We start from the raw sequence: 16,139 nt of genomic DNA, 5'->3' as shown, positions 1-16,139 counted from the left end.
TTTATTCCCATGCTCCTAATACATCCACAATTTCATTTATGCTCGTTTTCTTATCTTGTTCCATACTGCTGGCGTTCACCAGCCCACGCAGCTTTTCCAGCTCTTGTATACGCCGGTCATGCTTTTTTAATAGTCCGAGCTTTTCCTCATACAGCTCAAGCACTTGCTCGGCGCGTTTAATGTGTTCATATACTGCCTGCCGACTGATTTCGAACTCGGCCGCAATTTCCCCAAGGGAAAAATCATCATGAAAGTAATATTTAAGGAACGTCTGCTGCTTCTCTGTCAACAAAAGTTCATAGAAGTCAAATAACTGATTGATTCGGTTCGTTTTCTCGAGCCTATTCTCCTGACTCATTCAGGGGCACTCCCTTCGTCAAGGAAAAACACTTTACACTTCATTAACGTTCATTATCATACAAAAAACAAAGAAAGATGTCAAGCATTTATCCTTGTCATCTTCCCTTTGATTTTTTCAACGGTCTCTTTCGGCTGTTTCACTGCTTCAAGATCAAGCTGTTATGACCATGGCAGCAAATAAATCAGTACCGCAAAAAAATGGACGATGCTTCCTGCCAATACGAACAAATGCCAAATCGCATGATGGTATGGGAATCCCCTCCATACGTAAAAAATGGTACCCAGCGTATATAAAAGACCGCCCACGGCAAGAAGGGCAATGCCGCCTGGCGCGATCGCCGCGGTCAACGGTCCCCAGACGATGACAATCATCCATCCCATCAGAAGATAAAAAACCGTCGACATGAACAGAAAGCGTTTTGTAAAGAAGGCTTTGAATATACAGCCCAGTATCGCGATGCCCCAAACCGTTCCAAACAGGGTCCATCCGAGCGGACTGCGTACAGCCACCAGCATAAACGGCGTATACGTACCCGCGATATACAGATATATCGAGGAATGGTCAAAAATTTCAAACAAATCCTTTATCTTACCCTCTTTAAAACTGTGAACCAACGTGGAATTCAGATACAGAATCAGCATGGTTGTTCCATAGACCGAAAAGCTGACGACATGCCAAGCCGTTCCTTTCATCGTCGAAAAGACAACAAGCAGCACAAGCGCGACTACGCTGAGCAGCGCTCCGATTCCGTGGGTAATGGCATTGGCCACTTCTTCCCTACGACTGTAGGTATGCGTATTTGCCATGAGTAATCCTCTCATTGTTTCTTTTCTTAACATTATAACCTTTCCTCCCCTTCCTTTTCCACTCTCGCAAATCCAGCTGCGCCAGGATGTCTAATAGAAGGTCAAAAGCAGAATATTCTGTACAGGCTGATCACTAAATCTATTAAAAATGGTCACTATATCCAAGCTAATCGAGCAGCAGAACATATATTGTTCAATGACTCACAAGATCACCTCACAAAGTGACGCCTTGCTCTGAAGGTCTGTTCAGGTACTTTGCGGGGACCCCCAGAATTTATATTTTCTGTATGTCAAGAAAGGAGGTATGTATACGGTGGCAATCATTATCTACCCCAAAACGATGAACTGGACCTATATGAGGCAGCGCCCGCAGCAGCTTCTCACTCAGCTGGGAGCCAAAGGGCATCAGGTTTTCTTTGAAAATCTCGCACCGCTGGACCGGGAACTCGTCGAAGTCGAGCCCAATGTGTTCTTGTTCACTGATCATCATGCCTTCGTCAGACAGAAGCTTCGCCATCTGAGGAAGTCACAGCCGGTCATCGGATGGACGACCTGGGCCAGACAACGGACAAGGCTTGCTTCCTTGTTCAGTCCCGATGCTGTGATCTATGACTGTTGTGATGAATTTCCGCAATGGGCTAAATACGAGCCTAAAATGGTCGATGCCGCGGATCATTTGGTATGTACAGCTGAGAATATCCGCATGAGACTCTCTCTGGCCTATCCGGATAAGCCGCTGACATTGATTCCCAATGGTGCCGATGAAGGATTCTTCAATATTCCTGCAGCAGGACGGCCGCATGATCTTCCTGCCGGAAAAATCGTTGCTTATATCGGTGCCTGGGCCTACTGGCTGGATCACGAATTGATGGCCAAAGCAGCAGCGGCCTTTCCGGATGTACAATTCGTATCCATCGGAGCGTCCTATGGTGACATCCCGGATTATAAGCGTCTGTCCAATGTGCATATTTTAGGCGAAAAACCCCATCAGGAGCTGAAGAAGTATTTGCAGCATATTGATGTGGCCATCATCCCTTTTCAATATCATCCCATTACCCTCGCAACAAATCCTGTTAAAGCTTATGAATATCTGGCAGCAGGTGTGCCTGTACTATCAACCGCTCTGCCGGAATGTATCCGTATGGAGCCTTACGTCACGACCGCAACAACACATGCTGATTTTATGGAGAAGCTCGGGGGCATGCTCTCCCATCCGGATGATCGGGCATTATGTGAGGAGAGAGTGGCGTTTGCCCGCGTTAACCGCTGGCTGGACCGGGGCGAAGCCGCCCATAACGTGATTATGGAGGTCTTGAAACAGAAAGGACTCTAAAGCTTAGAAACAAAAGGAGGAATGAATCCGTGAAGATTGCAGTTTGCGGGTACTACGGTATGGGTAACTTCGGCGATGATCTTTTCTTGCGAACCCTACAGCAAATCTTCGATAACCATACCGTCTTTCCGTGGAACGGTTATATGAATCCATCCGAGGTGGACCGGGTGATTGTCGGAGGCGGGGACTTGATTACACCTTATTCCTTCAATTCCTATTATTTTCCGAAGGAGCTTATCCATCATCCGCTTTGGGTTTATGGTGTGGGCATCGTAGATCAATATCCGGAAGAAACATGGCCTAAAGAACAGGTCGACCGTTACAGAGACTATATCGGCAGGGCGAACAGAGCCGTTTTCCGTGACAAGAGATCCGCCGATATCGCGACCAAAGCAAAGTTTCATTCCCATGTCCAGCATGCCCAGGATATTGTGTTTGCTTATGATGAACAGGATTACCCTGTCCGTGCTTATTCCAATCGTCCTACAATCGGGATATGCGTGTTTTCCTACCCGTCATTCCCGTTTGAAAACATGGTCCGGCTCTCGCAGCATTTGCTGAAAAAAGGGTATCATTTACTTTTTATCCCCGTCATTAATCATCCTACCAACATGTATTCCGATCTCTCAACCTGTCAAAAGCTGCTCGCCCGGATCAAGGAGTTGAATCCTAAGGCTTCTGCCGAGACGCTTCCCATGCTCATGGAGCTCGACTTGACCTATAACTATATCCAGCATGTGGATTATTTGATCACTTACAAGCTTCATCCCGCCATTGCCGCATTGCGGGCAGGCAAACCGGTTTTTGCACTGAGCAAGATGAATAAGGTTTGGAGTTTACTCGAGTCCTTTGGCATGGAAAAGTACTTCTGTGACTATCTGCTCCCCTTTGAGACAATCAAAGACCGGGTGGATGAATTTTTGGCGCATGGTGCTTCCCAAGTGAAACTGCAGGCTGCCTCGATCCGATCAGCAGAGCTTGACAGCTTGCGGCAGCTTACAGCGCTCAAAAAAGAAATAGAAGCTTTTTAGTAAAATAAGCCATTTATCGATAAGGAGGAGATATGTGGATGTGGTTCTTTTGGAAGAACAGTCATGTATACAAATCAATCCGGGAGCTTGAGCATCAGGTTCACCGTTTGGAGCATGAAGTCCAGCATCTGAAAAAACAGCTGCATCATGTTCAAGAGGGGCTTCAGCAGCTGCATTACCTGAAAGAACAGATTCTTCAGCTCTCAGAAAAGATCAAGAAACTGGAGGCTCTTGAGCTTCTCGTTGAACAGCTGGAAGATCAGCTCCTCACCGGGCTGACGAAAAATCCGGAGCTTGAGACTTTTCTTAAGCATAAAATCGGAATGAAGGTCCGGATTGAAACGGCCGGAACGTCTTTGCAGGGCATCATTCTCGCTATAGCTGCGGATGCGGTTGAGCTTCGTGAAGCAAACGGCGATCTGGTGATCATCCCGTTCAGCCATATTAATTCGGTTCAGTAAGGAGGTAAGCTGTTTATGGATTTTAAAGAGTTAGTTCGAGGCTTTACAGGGTCGGAGGTTGAAATCATGACATCTGGGGACCAGATCGTCGGTACACTGATTTCTGTAAACAAGGCTTCCCTGATAATGAAAATACCTCCCATTATGTATGGTCCTCCGGGGGAAATTGCTCTTATTCCGCTTCGTTCGATAGAGTTTGTACGGGTATTGACCGATTGAACAAAAGGATGGCATTCCTGCCATCCTTTTGTGTTTCCATAGACTTTTCACAATACCTCAAAAACCGGCTTCTCTCGGCATTTTCCCACTCAGACTCTTCTCCATATAGAATGAGATCAAGACTCTCCTGCTCATACAGCGGAATAGCCAGGGCTGTTCAAAAAAAGACTTTGCACCAACAGAGCGGTTCTCCATGAATGGAAAACAAGCTTCTCTATGGGCAAAGTCTTTTATAATTTACTACCAACTATTCCTGCTCATCCTGATTCTCGGTCTCAGAAACCAGCTCTTCTTCCTGGATCAACCCGGCAAAGAGAGCATGCACGAATTGCTGGGAATCAAACGGCTGCAGATCTTCCATTTTCTCGCCAAGGCCCACAAATTTCACCGGTAGATTCAGCTCTTGGCGGATGGCTACCACAATACCGCCCTTGGCTGTACCATCCAGCTTCGTAAGCACGAGTCCTGTAACACCACTCTTCTCACCAAAAAGTTTTGCTTGATTCAGTGCATTTTGCCCAGTGGTTGCATCCAGCACCATCAGTACTTCATGCGGCGCCCCCGGAATTTCACGCTGGATGACGCGGAAGATTTTATTGAGTTCTTCCATCAGGTTGGATTTATTCTGCAGGCGTCCTGCCGTATCACAGATCAGGATATCCGCTTGGCGCTGCTTTGCAGCCTGCACAGCGTCGAACATGACTGCGGCAGGATCCGATCCTGCATGCTGCTTAATAACCTCAACGCCTGCACGTTCACCCCATACCTCAAGCTGCTCAATGGCCCCTGCACGGAAGGTGTCGCCGGCGGCAAGCAGAACCTTTTTGCCCTCCTGCTTGAAACGGTGTGCAAGCTTGCCGATCGTCGTTGTTTTCCCGACGCCATTAACGCCAACGAACAGGATAACAGTGATGCCATCCGGGTTCATGCGAATTTCATTGTCGTCATCGCCGCGCAGCAATTCCATCAGCTTTTGGGAGAGTATAGGCTGCAGCTCAGCCGCATTTTCGATCCGCTGTTTTTTCACTTCAGCGCGCAGATCTTCGATCAGCTCCATTACCGTGTTCACGCCCACGTCGGCTCCAATCAGAATCTCCTCGAGTTCCTCGTAAAATTCCTCGTCGATCTTTTTACGGCGAACCATGAGGTCGGTCACCTTCTCGACAAACCCTTTACGGGTTTTCTCCAGTCCATCACGGAATTTGTTCGTGACGGATTCTGTTTTATTGGAAATGCTCTCTTTCAGCTTTTTAAAAAAGCTCATATGTCTCCTCCATCTCTATCGCATGTTTGCCGTTAGGCTATTTCAGCTTCTTCATTTTCCAGTCGGACGGATACCAGCTTGGATACCCCGCCTTCTTCCATCGTGACTCCATACAGAACATCCGCTTCTTCCATCGTGCCCTTACGATGTGTAACAACGATAAACTGCGTTTGCTCGGAAAACTCACGTAAATACTGGGCAAAACGAACGACGTTAGCCTCATCCAGAGCCGCTTCGACTTCATCCAGTACACAGAACGGCACCGGCTTGACCTGGAGAATGGCAAAAAGAAGTGCCATGGCAGTCAAAGCCCGTTCACCGCCGGACAACAGCTGCAAGTTCTGAAGCTTTTTGCCTGGAGGCTGTGCAACGATATCGATGCCCGTCTCAAGCAGATGCTCCGGATCAAGCAGCACCAAATCGGCGCGTCCGCCGCCGAACAGCTTCACAAATACGGTACCGAATTCATGACGGATGGCATCAAAAGTGACCTTGAAACGCTTGGACATTTCATCGTCCATCTCCCGTATGACTTCGTATAGCGTCGTTTTGGCTTCAACCAGATCCTCTTTTTGCTCACTGAGGAACAGGTATCGTTCGTTGACACGCTGATACTCCTCGATAGCACCCAGGTTTACATCACCCAAAGCGGTGATGCCCCGCTTCAGTTCACGGACTTCAGTCTGCACGCCAGGAACATCATCCGGAATCGGATATCTCATCTTGGCCAGCTCATAGCTCAGCTCGTAATCCTCGCTCAGCTTCCTGAGTATGTTCTCCAGCTCCACATCGAGCCGGTTCACCCCGATCTCCGTTTGCCGCAGCTGGTCTTCCACGGCTTTGAGCCGGGTACGCTGCTCTTTCGTTTCACTTTCATCCTGTTCCAGCTTCTTCGAAAGCTGCATGCGGGCAGCACGTTTGAAATCCAGCTGTTCGGAGGCTTGCTCCTTCTTCAGCTTGTACCGGTTAAGATCCTCGATTTGCTGTATGGATTCCTTTGCGTTGGTCTCCAGATCAGCTTCAATGGATGCCAGCAAAGTTTTCGACTGCCGCAATTCTTTATCCTGAGAGCTGAAGTCGCTTTGCATCCGCCGCAGCTGTTCTTCCAAAGAGAAGCATTCCTGATCCAGCTTGCCTTCGCGTACTTTGAGCTGGGTAAGCTCAGTTTGGAGCTCCTCCTTCGCCGACTCGCTTGCCTTGCGGGCGAACTCGGCAGCCTGTATCGCCTGATGTGTCGATTTCTCATCCTCTTCAAGCTGAGCAAGCTTCTTCACCGCTTCGTCGCGTGTCTTCTGAAGCTCCTGACTTTCCTCATTAAAGCCACTCTTTTCCTGTCCTGCAGTTTCCACCTGCTCAAGAACATGCCGAAGCTCATGCTCCAGCTGCTTTAGATCGCCGGATAGAGACTGCTCTTCGATCCGCTTTTCATCTCCGGATTGACGAAGCTCGTCCAGCTTTTCCTGTGTCTCGGTTAGCTGGGACTTCACATCCTGGATGCTTTGAATGAGCTTACGAAGCTGGGCTTCCGTATCTGTAATCTCCTGATCCAGCTGGTCGAGCTGGCGCTTGCGTCCGAGCAGGCTGCTATTCTTCTTATGCTGACTGCCACCCGTCATCGAACCACCTGCATTGACCACATCGCCTTCGAGTGTTACAACACGGTAGCGGTACTGGCAGCGGGCTGCGATTTTATTCGCGACTTCCAGACTTTCAGCCAGGATGACATTGCCAAGCAGGCTTCCGACAACCGGAGCATACTTGTTATCATATTGGACGAGATCGGCTGCGATACCGACAAAGCCCTCGATACCTTCCACCATGGAACTATCGCCGGAAGAAATATTCCGGGCGCGGATGACATCAAGCGGCAGAAAGGTTGCTCGGCCGAGCTGACGCTGCTTCAAAAATGCAATAGCCTGGCGTGATACCGCCTCATTGTCCATAACCACATGCTGAAGCGATGCCCCGAGCGCAGTTTCCACAGCGAGCTCCAGACGTTCCGGTACCCGGACCAATTCGGCGACTGCACCGTGAACACCGCTCAGTACGGATTTACGTGCAGCCTTCAGCACTTCTTTAACGCCCAGCATAAAGCCGTCGAAGTCATCCGCCATTTCCTTCATGGTGTCGCGACGGGAGATTTGAGCTTCCCGCTTTTGTTCCCACTTACGCAGCATGCCCTGACTTTCATCAAGCAGTCGCTGCATGGACTGATAGCGTTCGCTTTCGGTTATGTAGCTGCCGCGAAGATCACGGATCTCCTGGCCGAGCTTTTCAACAGTCGCATCCAACTGCTGTTTGCGGCCCATCAGCTCTTCCTTCTTACCTTCCCATTTGCCGGTTTCCTCATCAGCACGGTTCATCCGGCGGGCCAGTGATTCCTGCTGCTGATCCGTATAACGGATTTCGTTCCTGGCCTGAGCCATTTGGTTCATCAGCTCGAGAAGATTGCCCTTCAGGCTTTCTTCCTGCTGCTGGCTGATTCCCCCGGTTATGCCAACGAGTTTGGCTTCTTCAACAGAAAGCTGATCTCGCAGCTGCTTCAGTTCATCCTGGGAAGCCTCCAGCTTGGTTTTCAGCAGCGCGATTTCCGCTTTTCTGTCTTCAAACCTTTCATCACCGGTGTTTAGCGATCCTGCTAGTTGTTCCCGGTTGGCTTCCAGATTCCGTTTGCGTTCACGCAGCACTTCCGCGTAACCTTCACTTTTTTCATAGGCTTCGCTATATTGCAGCAGCTCACCTTGCAGCGTCTCTACTTCCGTCTCCAGCTTGCGCAAGGCCGCACGGTCACTCTCCAGCTTGGCATCATGTGCGGATACAACGGTGGATAGCTGCAGCTGTTCCTCCTGCAAAACGGATAACTTGGCGTTTGCTTCGCTCCAAGCCGCATGAATCTGCTCAATTTGGTAGACATAAAGTGAAATTTCTTTATTCTTGAGCTGCTCACGCAGCTGTTTGTAGTGGATCGCCTTTTCCGACTGTTCCTTAAGCGGACCAATCTGATCCTCCAGTTCAGTCACCAGATCATGGATACGAAGCAAATTCTGCTCGGTTTCATCGAGCTTGCGAACCGCATCCTTTTTCCGGGATTTATATTTAACGATTCCGGAAGCCTCTTCAAAAATACCTCTGCGGTCCTCTGACCGCGTACTTAATATTTCCTCAATCCGGCCTTGTCCAATAATGGAGTATGCTTCCTTGCCAATGCCGGTATCCATAAACAATTCCGTAATATCTTTAAGCCTGCAGGACTGCTTGTTGATAAAATATTCGCTGTCCCCGCTGCGATGCACACGGCGCGTAACCGTGACCTCGTTAAAGTCCAGAGACAAAGCATGGTCTTCATTATCCAGCGTTAGCGACACTTCGCCGAAATTAACAGCTTTGCGTGCATCGCTTCCTGCGAAAATAATGTCCTCCATCTTTCCTCCGCGCAGCGATTTGGCGCTTTGTTCTCCAAGAACCCAGCGGATGCCGTCGGAAATGTTGCTTTTGCCGCTGCCATTCGGACCTACGACCGCTGTGATGCCGCGGACAAACTCCATTTCAGTCTTGTCGGCAAACGATTTAAAACCCGCTAATTCAATCCGCTTCAAAAACATTTTTCCCAAATCACCTCTAAACCTTATAATACCATAACCCCGCGCCATGTAGGAGTTTAGCCGGGGTGAACAACGAAGAAAGAGCAAAAAGCAGTCTGAAGGCTACTGCCATTCATCTTTAGCGACTGCTCTTTGCTCTTTGTTTGTCCTTGACTATTTACAGGGAGCCGTCAAATTTCAGCCAGCTTCAGCTGCTTTAAAGCGACTGCAGCAGCCTGCTGCTCGGCTTCTTTTTTGGAGCGGCCCGATCCTCTTCCCACACGCTCATTCCCCATATAAACCTCGGAGACAAACTCACGCTCATGCGCCGGACCCCGTTCTTCCACAATCCGGTATTCCAGAGCGCCCATATTATGATGCTGCGTCAATTCCTGCAGTTCTGTTTTGAAATCGCTCATCTGAAGGTTGCCACCCGCTTCGACCAGTGGAAATATATATGCTTCCAAAAATGAACGGGCTGCTTCCAGCCCCTGATCGAGGTACAAGGCTCCAACAAACGATTCAAACACATCTGCAAGCAAGGCCGGGCGGGTACGCCCGCCAGTAAGCTCTTCACCTTTGCCAAGCAGCACATACTGCCCGAATTCCAGGCTCTCCGCAAACTTCACGAGTGACGGCTCGCAGACAATGGCCGCGCGCAGCTTTGTCAGCTCACCCTCCGGACGGTTCGGAAAAAGTTGATACAAATATTCGGATACCGTCAGCTCCAGCACAGCGTCGCCCAGAAATTCCAGACGTTCATTATCCTGCTGCTGGCTAAAGCGGTGTTCGTTGACATAAGAAGCGTGGGTAAAGGCCTGTTTCAGAAGCAGCCGATTGTGAAATTGGATATGAAGTTTCTGCTGTAACTGCTTCAGATCTCCACTCAACAAATCGTCCCCTTACTCATCGAATTTTTTTAAAATAATCGTGGCGTTATGGCCGCCAAAGCCAAAAGAGTTGGACATTACAACGTCAAGCTTGGCATCGCGTGCATGATTCGGCACATAGTCCAGATCACATTCCGGATCCTGATTGTCAAGATTGATGGTCGGCGCGATTTTTTGATTTTGCAGCGACAAGCCACAAATGACGGCTTCAACACCGCCAGCGGCGCCAAGCAAATGGCCAGTCATCGATTTAGTGGAACTCACTGCTACCTTGTAGGCATGGTCTCCCAGGGCCTTCTTGATCGCAATCGTCTCGGAACGGTCACCTACCGGTGTTGAAGTTCCATGCGCATTAATGTAGTCCACATCTTCCGGTTGGATTCCCGCGTCGCGTAAAGCCATCGCCATGCAGCGTGCCGGGCCGTCCGGATCAGGCTCGGTCATGTGATGAGCATCTCCGCTGAGGCCGTAACCAAGCACTTCTGCGATAATGTGAGCTCCGCGTTTTTGCGCATGCTCAAGCGATTCGATTACCAGAATGCCAGCACCTTCGCCCATAATGAATCCATCGCGATCCACATCAAATGGACGGCTTGCCTTCTCAGGTTCATCATTGCGAGTGGACATCGCCCGCATTGCACAGAAGCCTGCCATCCCAGTTGGACGAATCGTTGCTTCCGCACCACCGCAGATCATGACATCGGCATCTCCGCGCTGAATCAGCTTATATGAATCACCAATTGCATGTGATCCAGTCGCACAAGCCGTCACCGGCGTAGTGTTTGGGCCTTTTGCACCGAGCATGATCGACAGCTGGCCGGAAGCCATGTTGGCAATCATCATCGGGATAAAGAACGGGCTAACCCGTTTAGGACCTTTTTCGAGCAAAATATTATGCTGGTCTTCCCATGTTCCAAGTCCGCCAATACCCGATCCAATGGATATTCCCACACGGTTGGGGTCAGCATCCTTTTGGATGTCAAGGCCGCTATGTTCAAGTGCTGCTTTCCCGGCAGTCACGGCAAGCTGGACAAAACGGTCCATTTTACGCGCATCCTTACGGTCCATAAAGTCTTCAGGATTAAAGTCCTTTATCGAAGCAGCTATTTGTGTAGGGTATTCACTGACATCAAAGGATTCGATCCGGGAAACACCGGATTTACCGGTCATTAAGTTGTTCCAAAACGTATCCAGGTCATGGCCGAGCGACGTCATCACGCCCATTCCGGTTACAACCACTCTATGATTCAAATACTCTCACCTCTATATCGACTGCATGTACCAATGAACCATTGTTCCAATGCAATTATATTCATGTTATTGCTGTTTTCACTTTCAAAAATGAGGAGAAGTCCCGCCTGTAGAGCAGTACGGGACTTATCAAAATGACTTAGGTATGAGATTGTATGTAATTTACAACTTCACCTACGGTCGTAATTTTCTCTGCATCTTCATCAGAGATTTCCAGATCAAATTCGTCTTCCAATTCCATGACTAGTTCAACAACGTCGAGAGAATCAGCACCAAGATCATCTTTAAAAGATGCTTCCAGTGTTACCTCAGCTTCGTCAGCACCCAAACGATCCACGACGATGCGCTTTACACGCTCCAATACATCGGACATCCGGTTCACCTCCTCCTTGGTATTATACGAGAAAAGTTTTCAAAATGCCAGAGGCGATGAAAACGGTTCTCTTTCAGGCTTTTGGCCTGTTTTGGATGTTACATATACATGCCGCCGTCTACATGAAGAGTCTGTCCTGTCATATAGGATGCCCCTTCGGAAGCCAGGAAAACCACAACCTTGGCAATTTCCTCCGGCTGTCCAAGACGGGCGAGCGGAATATCCTGTATCATCTTCCCTCTCAGTTCTTCCGAAAGCTCGCGGGTCATGTCAGTATCAATGAAGCCCGGAGCCACGCAGTTCACTGTAATGCCGCGGGAGGCAAGCTCTCGCGCAGAGGATTTCGTCAGGCCAATCACTCCCGCTTTCGCGGCGACGTAATTGGCCTGACCCGCATTACCGAGCACTCCAACAACAGACGATATATTGATAATGCGGCCATAGCGCTGCTTCATCATCGGTCGACTGACCGATTTGAGACAGTTAAATACGCCCTTGAGGTTCGTTTCAATCACTTGATCAAATTCTTCCTCTTTCATTCGCATAATCAGATTGTCTCTGGTAATGCCAGCGTTATTCACTAGAATATCAATACGGCCAAAAACATTATTCACTTCTTTGATCAGATGCTCGGCCTGATCAGATTGACCCACATTCGCCTGAATGGCAAACGCTTCAACACCAAGCTGTTTGATCTCGTCAACCACCGACTGGGCTGCAGCCTCACTGCCCGAGTAATTAACGGCTACATTGGCTCCAGCCTCCGCCAGAGCCAGTGCGATGCTGCGGCCGATTCCGCGGGAAGCACCGGTCACCAGCGCAGCTTGTCCTTGCAATGGTTTAGACATGCATTATTCTCCTTTCTTCTTGGTATACGGTTTACCATCATGAAGGCTTAGAAGCTTTCGGAAAGACTCTCCAGTGTATTCACATTGATGAGCTTTACGGTCTTATCCATTTTTTTGATCAAGCCGGTCAAGACGTTACCCGGACCAATCTCAACAAATGTGTCGACACCTTCAGCGATCAGATAAGCAACCGTGTCCTCCCAAAGTACGGGAGAATAAACCTGCTCCACCAGTAGTCCGCGGATATTCTCAGCGCTTTCTGCAGGGCGGGCGGTGACGTTGGCCACAACCGGGATCGAAGGCTCCTGAAAAGATACGGCACCCAGCTTATCCGCCAGCCGCTGCGCGGCTTCTTTCATCAGGGATGAGTGAAAAGGTCCGCTGACTTCAAGCGGAATCGCTCTTTTGCCGCCCGCTTCTTTGACGCGCTCGCCTGCGGCGGCAACGCCTTCCTTGGAACCGGAAACCACAATCTGCCCAGGGCAGTTGATGTTGGCCAATTCAACCAGCTGTCCGTTCTCGGTAATGCTGCGGCAGAGTTCCTTAAGCGCGGCACGGTCTGCACCCAGCACCGCGGCCATGGCTCCCTGTCCCCCAGGAACGGCAGCTTCCATGTATTCACCGCGTGCACGCACGATTGCTACCGCATCCTCAAAGCTGAGAACACCCGAAGCAACCAGAGCGCTGTATTCGCCCAGACTGTGGCCAGCCACATAATCCGGGGTAATGCCTTTCTCACGGAGAGCCGCGAGTGCAGCAGTGCTCGCAGTAAGCAGAGCAGGCTGCGTATTGTAAGTCTTCTTCAACTCGCTGTCAGGTCCTTCAAACATCAGTGAAGAAAGTGAGAATCCCAGCGCATTGTCCGCGCGGTCTATGATATCACGCGAGGCGGGAACCGCCTCATAAAAATCTTTCCCCATTCCTACAGACTGGGCTCCCTGACCGGGAAATACAAATGCCGTTTTACCCATTTTCCGGCTCCTCTCATTGCCATGGTTCAAAGGAATATATAATGATTACCAGATTAGTACGGATGCTCCCCAGGTCAGACCTCCGCCGAAGCCGACCATCAGCACACAGTCGCCTTCCTTCATTCTTCCCTGTTCAGCCGCTTCCACCAGAGCCAGCGGTATGGAGGCTGCGGATGTATTGGCATATTTATCAACATTGATAACGCATTTGTCTACGGACAGATCAAGCCGCTCCATTGCGGATTGAATAATACGGATATTGGCCTGATGAGGCACGAACAAGTCGATATCTTCCTTGGTCTTGCCCGCCTTCTTCAGAACGGTTTCGGTTGCCGTATTCATCACGCGGACTGCAAATTTGAATACTTCGCGTCCGTTCATGTAGATATAATGCTTTTTGCCTTCAACGGTTTCTACCGAGGATGGAAGTCTTGATCCCCCTGCTTCGAGCTTCAGCAAGTTTCCTCCTGCGCCCTCCGCTCCAAGATCGAAGGATTGGAAACCCCGGCCTTCAGGTACTTCGCCAAGAATGACAGCACCCGCACCATCTCCGAACAGAACGCATGTATTGCGGTCAGTATAGTCTGTGATCCGCGACAAACTATCAGCACCGATTACCAGTGCATTGTTATACATGCCTGTGGTGATAAAGTTTCTTGCGGTTGCAAGACCATAAACGAAACCAGAGCAAGCAGCAGATAGATCGAATGCCGCAGCCTTTTTAGCGCCCAGCTTATCCTGCAAAATACAAGCGGTGGATGGAAAAAACGTATCCGGCGTAACGGTAGCAATGATAATCAAATCGAGTTGATCCGCCGTCATCCCTGCAGATGCGAGTGCCTTTACCGCAGCTTCATAGCATAGATCGGACGTTGCCTGGTCTTCTGCCGCAATATGACGTTCGCGAATCCCGGTACGTGATACGATCCATTCATCATTAGTTTCTACCATTTTTTCCAGGTCGGCATTGGTCAGAATCTTCTCTGGGACATACATTCCTGTGCCGATAATCCCTACTGGCCGTAAATTACTCATAACGTCACTCTCTTCCCGCTGATTTCGTTTGAAATACTTTCAACCAATTGACTTTGAATTGCGATTCTGGCTTGGCGTACGGAATTCTTAATCGCGTTACCATCTGCCGATCCGTGACTTTTGACAACAAGTCCGCTAAGACCAAGCAGAGGGGCTCCGCCGTGTTCCTTGTAATCCAATTTATCCTTAAGGCCACGAAGCTGAGGCATCAGCATCGCGGCACCCAGTTTGCTTTTGAAATTCTGGGAGAACTGTTCCTTTAAAAGCTTGAACATAGCTCCTGCAGTGCCCTCAATCGACTTGAGCAGGATATTGCCCGCGAAGCCATCACAAACTAAAACATCACAGGTACCGTTCATGATGTCGCGCGACTCCACGTTGCCGACAAAATGAATCGGCATCTGCTCCAGCAGCGGGAAGGTATGCTTCGTCAGCTCATTCCCTTTGCCAGGCTCGGTACCTACATTGAGCAGACCCACACGCGGACGCTCAACACCCATTACCTTTTGCCGGTACAAACTGCCCATCAGCGCATATTGCGCCAGATGCTCCGGCTTTGCATCCATATTGGCGCCAAGATCCAGTGCCAGCACTCCCGAACCGTCCAGAGTCGGAATCATTGGAGCAAGAGCCGGCCGTTCAATCCCTTCCATCCGGCCGACGACCAGAAGACCCGTTGTCATCAAAGCGCCAGTATTGCCGGCTGATATCATTGCATCAGCTTCTTTTTCTTTCAGCATGCGTCCAGCCACGACCATGGATGCATCCTTCTTGCGACGCACCGCCTTAACAGGCTCATCTTCTGGCCCGATGACCTCTCCTGCGTGGTGAACACTGAGATTGGAAGGAACCTGTCCACCATGTTTACTGAGCAGCGGCTGAATTTTTGATTCATCCCCCACTAAAACAATATGCGTGTCCTTCCATTCCGCAGCTGCGGCCAGTGCCCCCTCGACATTGCATTCAGGAGCGTTGTCGCCTCCCATGGCATCAATGGCGATCCGCATACTACATTCCTCCTTCAAAGTTTTCTTCCCCTGTTGACCGGTAAATGACAAAGTTGCCCTGGAACACCATTTCCTCGCCTACGTAAGTGAATACTTCCACCTTCGCCTTCCCCTTATGTCCGTTCATCGATCTGACATAGGCCTTCGCGATGCATTTCTCGCCCATATGCACCTGGCGCAAAAACCGGATGTCCGCCGATGCCGTTAGTGCAATCTCATCATTGATGAGGGCTACCGCAAGAGAGTTGGCCTGTGCAAAAACATAATGTCCACGAGCAATTTGCGTCCGCGAAAACACATGCTCATCCCGGATTTCAAAAATGGAGATGCCGCTCTTATCCAGCTGCAGGTCCACGACCTCGCCGACCACTTCATCCAGTGGCAGCGAACGCACCTGGTCATACGAGTGCTCAGCCATCTGCTTCATGCGCTCCCGCAGCTCCGGTATTCCAAGTTCCATTCGGTCCAGACGGATGGTTTGAATGCTGACCTTCAGCTCTCGGGTCAATTCGCGGTCCGTCACAAACGGATTTTCTTCAATAAGTTTCAATAGATGCTGATGTCGCTGTTTCTTGGGCAACCGTTCGATCAGAGGCACCTCCTGTGCTTCACCTTTTTATAAAACAGGCTTTATCAAGCCGTTATGAATATCAATAGTATACAGCAATTTTTCCGAATCATTTTAGAACCTGGTACTAAAACAGTATA

The 16,139-nt window shown here is 49.7% G+C and carries 16 protein-coding genes; 4 read left to right on the top strand and 12 right to left on the bottom strand.

Annotated features, from left to right (window positions below):
* Position 1: 1 nt before the first annotated feature.
* Both E6W40_RS05730 and trhA read right to left on the bottom strand, forming a co-directional pair.
* A complete protein-coding gene (locus E6W40_RS05730; protein ID WP_136604602.1) occupies positions 2-358 on the bottom strand; it encodes a putative DNA-binding protein in 357 nt (118 codons plus the stop codon).
* Positions 359-519: 161 nt separating this feature from the next.
* Positions 520-1,167, bottom strand: a complete 648-nt coding sequence (gene trhA / locus E6W40_RS05725; protein WP_136604601.1) for a PAQR family membrane homeostasis protein TrhA — start codon at positions 1,165-1,167, stop codon at positions 520-522.
* A gap of 304 nt (positions 1,168-1,471) precedes the next feature.
* On the opposite strand from trhA, the gene E6W40_RS05720 reads away from it, so the two are divergent.
* Genes E6W40_RS05720 through E6W40_RS05705 form a run of 4 tightly spaced genes read left to right on the top strand, consistent with a single transcriptional unit; the run spans position 1,472 to position 4,211 of the window.
* On the top strand, positions 1,472-2,500 hold the full coding sequence (locus E6W40_RS05720) for a glycosyltransferase (RefSeq protein ID WP_246072887.1): 1,029 nt from the start codon (positions 1,472-1,474) through the stop codon (positions 2,498-2,500).
* A gap of 29 nt (positions 2,501-2,529) precedes the next feature.
* Positions 2,530-3,531, top strand: a complete 1,002-nt coding sequence (locus E6W40_RS05715) for a polysaccharide pyruvyl transferase family protein (RefSeq protein WP_136604599.1) — start codon at positions 2,530-2,532, stop codon at positions 3,529-3,531.
* A 38-nt stretch (positions 3,532-3,569) separates the two neighbouring features.
* A complete protein-coding gene (locus tag E6W40_RS05710; protein ID WP_246072886.1) occupies positions 3,570-3,992 on the top strand; it encodes a hypothetical protein in 423 nt (140 codons plus the stop codon).
* Positions 3,993-4,007: 15 nt separating this feature from the next.
* Positions 4,008-4,211 carry a hypothetical protein gene (locus tag E6W40_RS05705; protein ID WP_136604598.1) on the top strand — a complete coding sequence of 68 codons (204 nt, stop codon included), beginning with the start codon at positions 4,008-4,010 and terminating at the stop codon, positions 4,209-4,211.
* A gap of 247 nt (positions 4,212-4,458) precedes the next feature.
* On the opposite strand, the gene ftsY is transcribed toward E6W40_RS05705, so the two are convergent.
* The 10 genes from ftsY to fapR all read right to left on the bottom strand — a co-directional run bounded on the left by ftsY (position 4,459) and on the right by fapR (position 16,011).
* A complete protein-coding gene (gene ftsY, locus E6W40_RS05700; RefSeq protein ID WP_136604597.1) occupies positions 4,459-5,475 on the bottom strand; it encodes a signal recognition particle-docking protein FtsY in 1,017 nt (338 codons plus the stop codon).
* A 32-nt stretch (positions 5,476-5,507) separates the two neighbouring features.
* On the bottom strand, positions 5,508-9,077 hold the full coding sequence (smc, locus tag E6W40_RS05695) for a chromosome segregation protein SMC (RefSeq protein ID WP_136604596.1): 3,570 nt from the start codon (positions 9,075-9,077) through the stop codon (positions 5,508-5,510).
* A 170-nt stretch (positions 9,078-9,247) separates the two neighbouring features.
* The gene (gene rnc / locus E6W40_RS05690) at positions 9,248-9,946 is read right to left on the bottom strand and encodes a ribonuclease III (protein ID WP_136604595.1); all 699 of its coding nucleotides are present in this window, start codon (positions 9,944-9,946) and stop codon (positions 9,248-9,250) included.
* 12 nt (positions 9,947-9,958) lie between these two features.
* A complete protein-coding gene (fabF, locus tag E6W40_RS05685; protein WP_136604594.1) occupies positions 9,959-11,197 on the bottom strand; it encodes a beta-ketoacyl-ACP synthase II in 1,239 nt (412 codons plus the stop codon).
* A 139-nt stretch (positions 11,198-11,336) separates the two neighbouring features.
* Positions 11,337-11,570: an acyl carrier protein gene (acpP, locus tag E6W40_RS05680; RefSeq protein WP_019638123.1), complete on the bottom strand. Its 234-nt coding sequence runs from the start codon at positions 11,568-11,570 to the stop codon at positions 11,337-11,339.
* Positions 11,571-11,668: 98 nt separating this feature from the next.
* Entirely contained in the window at positions 11,669-12,418 is a 750-nt protein-coding gene (gene fabG / locus E6W40_RS05675) for a 3-oxoacyl-[acyl-carrier-protein] reductase (protein WP_136604593.1), read from the bottom strand.
* Between the two features lie 47 nt (positions 12,419-12,465).
* Positions 12,466-13,389, bottom strand: coding sequence for an ACP S-malonyltransferase (fabD, locus tag E6W40_RS05670; protein WP_136604592.1), 924 nt, complete (start codon positions 13,387-13,389; stop codon positions 12,466-12,468).
* Positions 13,390-13,434: 45 nt separating this feature from the next.
* Positions 13,435-14,424 carry a beta-ketoacyl-ACP synthase III gene (locus tag E6W40_RS05665; protein ID WP_136604591.1) on the bottom strand — a complete coding sequence of 330 codons (990 nt, stop codon included), beginning with the start codon at positions 14,422-14,424 and terminating at the stop codon, positions 13,435-13,437.
* A complete protein-coding gene (gene plsX, locus E6W40_RS05660; RefSeq protein ID WP_136604590.1) occupies positions 14,421-15,431 on the bottom strand; it encodes a phosphate acyltransferase PlsX in 1,011 nt (336 codons plus the stop codon). Before plsX ends, E6W40_RS05665 begins: the two co-directional genes overlap by 4 nt.
* 1 nt (position 15,432) lies before the next feature.
* Positions 15,433-16,011, bottom strand: a complete 579-nt coding sequence (gene fapR / locus E6W40_RS05655) for a transcription factor FapR (protein WP_136604589.1) — start codon at positions 16,009-16,011, stop codon at positions 15,433-15,435.
* Between the last annotated feature and the right edge of the window lie 128 nt (positions 16,012-16,139).

This window comes from Paenibacillus dokdonensis, from assembly GCF_004916975.1.
GTDB lineage: Bacteria > Bacillota > Bacilli > Paenibacillales > Paenibacillaceae > Paenibacillus_AQ > Paenibacillus_AQ dokdonensis.
Note: the sequence above shows the minus strand (reverse complement) of the source record. Positions and strands in the feature narration are given on the sequence as shown.